Annotated in this window: 3 protein-coding genes; all 3 read right to left on the minus strand. The window is 68.3% G+C overall.

Annotated elements, in window-relative coordinates; genetic code table 11:
• A partial coding sequence (locus tag AB0M20_RS36235) for a Pecanex-like protein 1 (RefSeq protein WP_364305144.1) occupies positions 1–866 on the minus strand: 866 nt, incomplete at its 3' end.
• 100 nt (positions 867–966) lie between these two features.
• Positions 967–1,746 carry a DUF4142 domain-containing protein gene (locus AB0M20_RS36240; protein WP_364305146.1) on the minus strand — a complete coding sequence of 260 codons (780 nt, stop codon included), beginning with the start codon at positions 1,744–1,746 and terminating at the stop codon, positions 967–969.
• A gap of 176 nt (positions 1,747–1,922) precedes the next feature.
• A complete protein-coding gene (locus AB0M20_RS36245; protein WP_364305148.1) occupies positions 1,923–2,624 on the minus strand; it encodes a hypothetical protein in 702 nt (233 codons plus the stop codon).
• Between the last annotated feature and the right edge of the window lie 172 nt (positions 2,625–2,796).

Below are 2,796 nucleotides of genomic sequence, written 5' to 3' on the forward strand. Positions count from 1 at the left end.
TTGCGCGTGCTCACCTGAATCGTGAACGGCTGGTTCTGCCGCACCGTCCGGGGCGCCCGGGTGATCAGCAGCGTCGCGTTGTTGGCCGCGGTCGGCACCTCACCGAACGCGGTCGAGACGCACCTGTCGCCCTTCTGGAAACCGTCGTGCGGCTCGAACTGGCTGCCCTCGCAGCTGTTCGCCAGCACGCCCAGGCCGGCGCCGGGGGGCGGGGTCTGGCCGTTGTTGTCGCCGCCACCGTTGTTGTCGCCGCCACCAGCGTTGTCGCCACCACCAGCGTTGTCGCCACCACCGGCGTTGTCGCCACCACCGGCGTTGTCGCCACCACCAGCGTTGTCGCCGCCGCCGGCGTTGTCACCGCCACCAGCGTTGTCGCCACCACCGGCGTTGTCGCCACCACCAGCGTTGTCGCCGCCGCCGGCGTTGTCACCGCCACCAGCGTTGTCGCCACCACCAGCGTTGTCGCCACCGTTGTCACCGGCGCCTTCGCTGGGCTCGCTGCTGGGCTCGCCGGCGCTGGGGTTGCCGACGTTCTCGATCACCCAGTCGCGGCAGCGCTGGCGCAGGGTCTCCGTCGACACGACGTCGCTGGCGCCGTCGTCGGAGTGCTGCGTGACCCGGCCGTTGTTCGTCGTGTAGGTGCCGCGCCTGGTCTCGGTCGACAGCTTCGACGACCGTGGCGCCTGCATGCGATCACAGGCCGCCAGCGCACGATCCATCGACCGCTTGGTGCCGGCGTCGGACACCTGCGTGACGGTCACGATGCCACCGAAGGCGACGAGGGTGGCGGCCGCCGCGGCGAGGCGGCGCTTGCCGGTGAACCAATTCGGGCTCTTGGTCGCGCGCCGGTACTGAGACCTTCGCATGGGAACACCTTTCTTCAACACCGTGGCGGGTACTGGTTGCCGCCCGAGGGGGTGATACGTACGGCCAGGGGTGCTGGCCAGGTCGATACCGAATGCGCAGCTACCTCGCTCGGAAGATGCGCATGGTGGTGACGACACCGGCGACGAGGGCGGCCGCCAGAACCATCAAGATCACGGACGTGTTCACGCCCGAGACGCCTCCTGTGCCGGCCGCGGCGGCCAGCATCTGCCCGTCCACCGGGACCGGGCCCTTCTGGGCTGCGGGCGGCGGCGCGGTCGGGATGTTGCTGTAGTCGACCAGGCCGCTGCTCTCGAGCAGCGTCATGTGGGTCATCACGAACTGGTTGGCCTCCTGGGCCAGCCTGCGCACCGAGTCGTTGCGGGTGCTCGACCGGATGATGCCGATCGCCGGGAAGATCTTGCCGTGCGCCGCGCGGAGCCGGTCGATGAAGATCGAGTCGAACGTCGTGCTGTTCGCGGCCGCCATCTCGGCCAGCCAGCTCTGCTGGTCCGCGTTGGGCGTGCTCGGCAGCATGATGCCGAGCTTCTTCGCCACCTTCATGTCGGCGTTGTCGAGCGTCACGTGCTGCCCCGCGATCGCCTTACCGATCGCCCTGACCCGCTTGTCCTTCGACTTCTGCTGCGCCATGTTGCCGGCCGGGATCTCCCACAGGCCGGCGAGCCGGACCTTCACCACGAAGTCACGGTCGGCGTCCGAGACCGGCCCGACGCCGCGGTCGGGCAACCCGCTGCTGGACGGAATCGGGACGGGCACGTCCGCGGCCTGGGCCGCGGTGGGCGTGACGAGCGCTACCAGGACCATTGCCGAAATGCCCACGAGCCAGCGAACCAGCCGGCGCGAGGAACGGGCGGCAATCATCTCTGAACACCTCCGACAGACAGATAAGGACGGGAGAACGGTAGAAGCGCGATGCGGTTCTCGGCAATGCCGGGAGCGGGAAATGCGGAACACTTAGGAGCGGCCTAAAAGAAACTTATGGAGCTGGAATTGAACCCCCGGGCATCCTCCGTTCGGACGATGCCCAGGGGTCACGCTCAGTAGCTGTAGTCGGTACCGCCGGCGTTGCCCGACTCGCCCTCGTCACCCTCGTCGGAGTCCGCGGGCGGGGCGATCGGCTTCGACGGGGGTGGCAGGCAGGTCAGGTTCTTGGCGCCGGTCGGCTCGATGACGAACCACTTCTTGCCGACGTTCTGGCCCTTCCACTGGCCCGGCTTCTTGTCGCCGAGGTACCGGTAGACCGGCCAGTCGCCGATCGTGAGCTGCTTGCTGCCGTCGGCGCGGGTGACGGTGCCGACGTCCTCGGGGTCGACGCCCTCGATCTCGGGCTTGCCGTCCTCGGTCAGGGCCGGGGGCCAGACCACGGCGCAGTCGCCCACGCAGGTGGACTCCACCTTGGGCTTCACCTTGTCGCCGTCGAAGCGGTAGAGGACCCAGCCCTCCTGGTCGACCACGACCTTGCCCATGCGCTTGACCGTGGTGCCGGTCAGCTCGCTGGTGACGTCGTCCTCGCTGAGCTTGCCCTTGGCCTCGGCGGCCCCACTGGCCGTCGGCTCAGCGGTCGGCTCGCCGGTGGGCTCGTCGGTGGGTTCGGTGGTCGCGTCGGACCCGTTCGCCGCCGGCTTGACGCCGCCACTGTAATCGGACGCGTTGTAACCGGCCGGTGCGCATCCGGGCAGCGCGAACGCCACCGCGATGGCCGCGCAGGCGACCATCAACTTTCGCTTCTCCGGAACCACGGTTGCCCTCCAGCGTTTTATGCCTGTACTGCTTTCCGCGCAGTAGTACGCGGGCGCGTGGCGAGCGGTTGAATCCGGCCGGGCACAATTTTCTTTGTTTTTCATTTGAACCCCGGCGGCGGCGCGTACGTATTCCAATGACCCTTCTCCGGACGGCAATCGCATTCGGTGT

Origin of the sequence: Actinoplanes sp. NPDC051633 (assembly GCF_040681735.1) — a bacterium.
Classification (GTDB): Bacteria; Actinomycetota; Actinomycetes; order Mycobacteriales; family Micromonosporaceae; genus Actinoplanes.

Excerpts from the sequence above, each read along its gene's own strand:
- AB0M20_RS36240 (WP_364305146.1), bottom strand. The coding sequence starts at position 1,746 with ATGATTGCCGCCCGTTCCTCGCGCCGGCTGGTTCGCTGGCTCGTGGGC.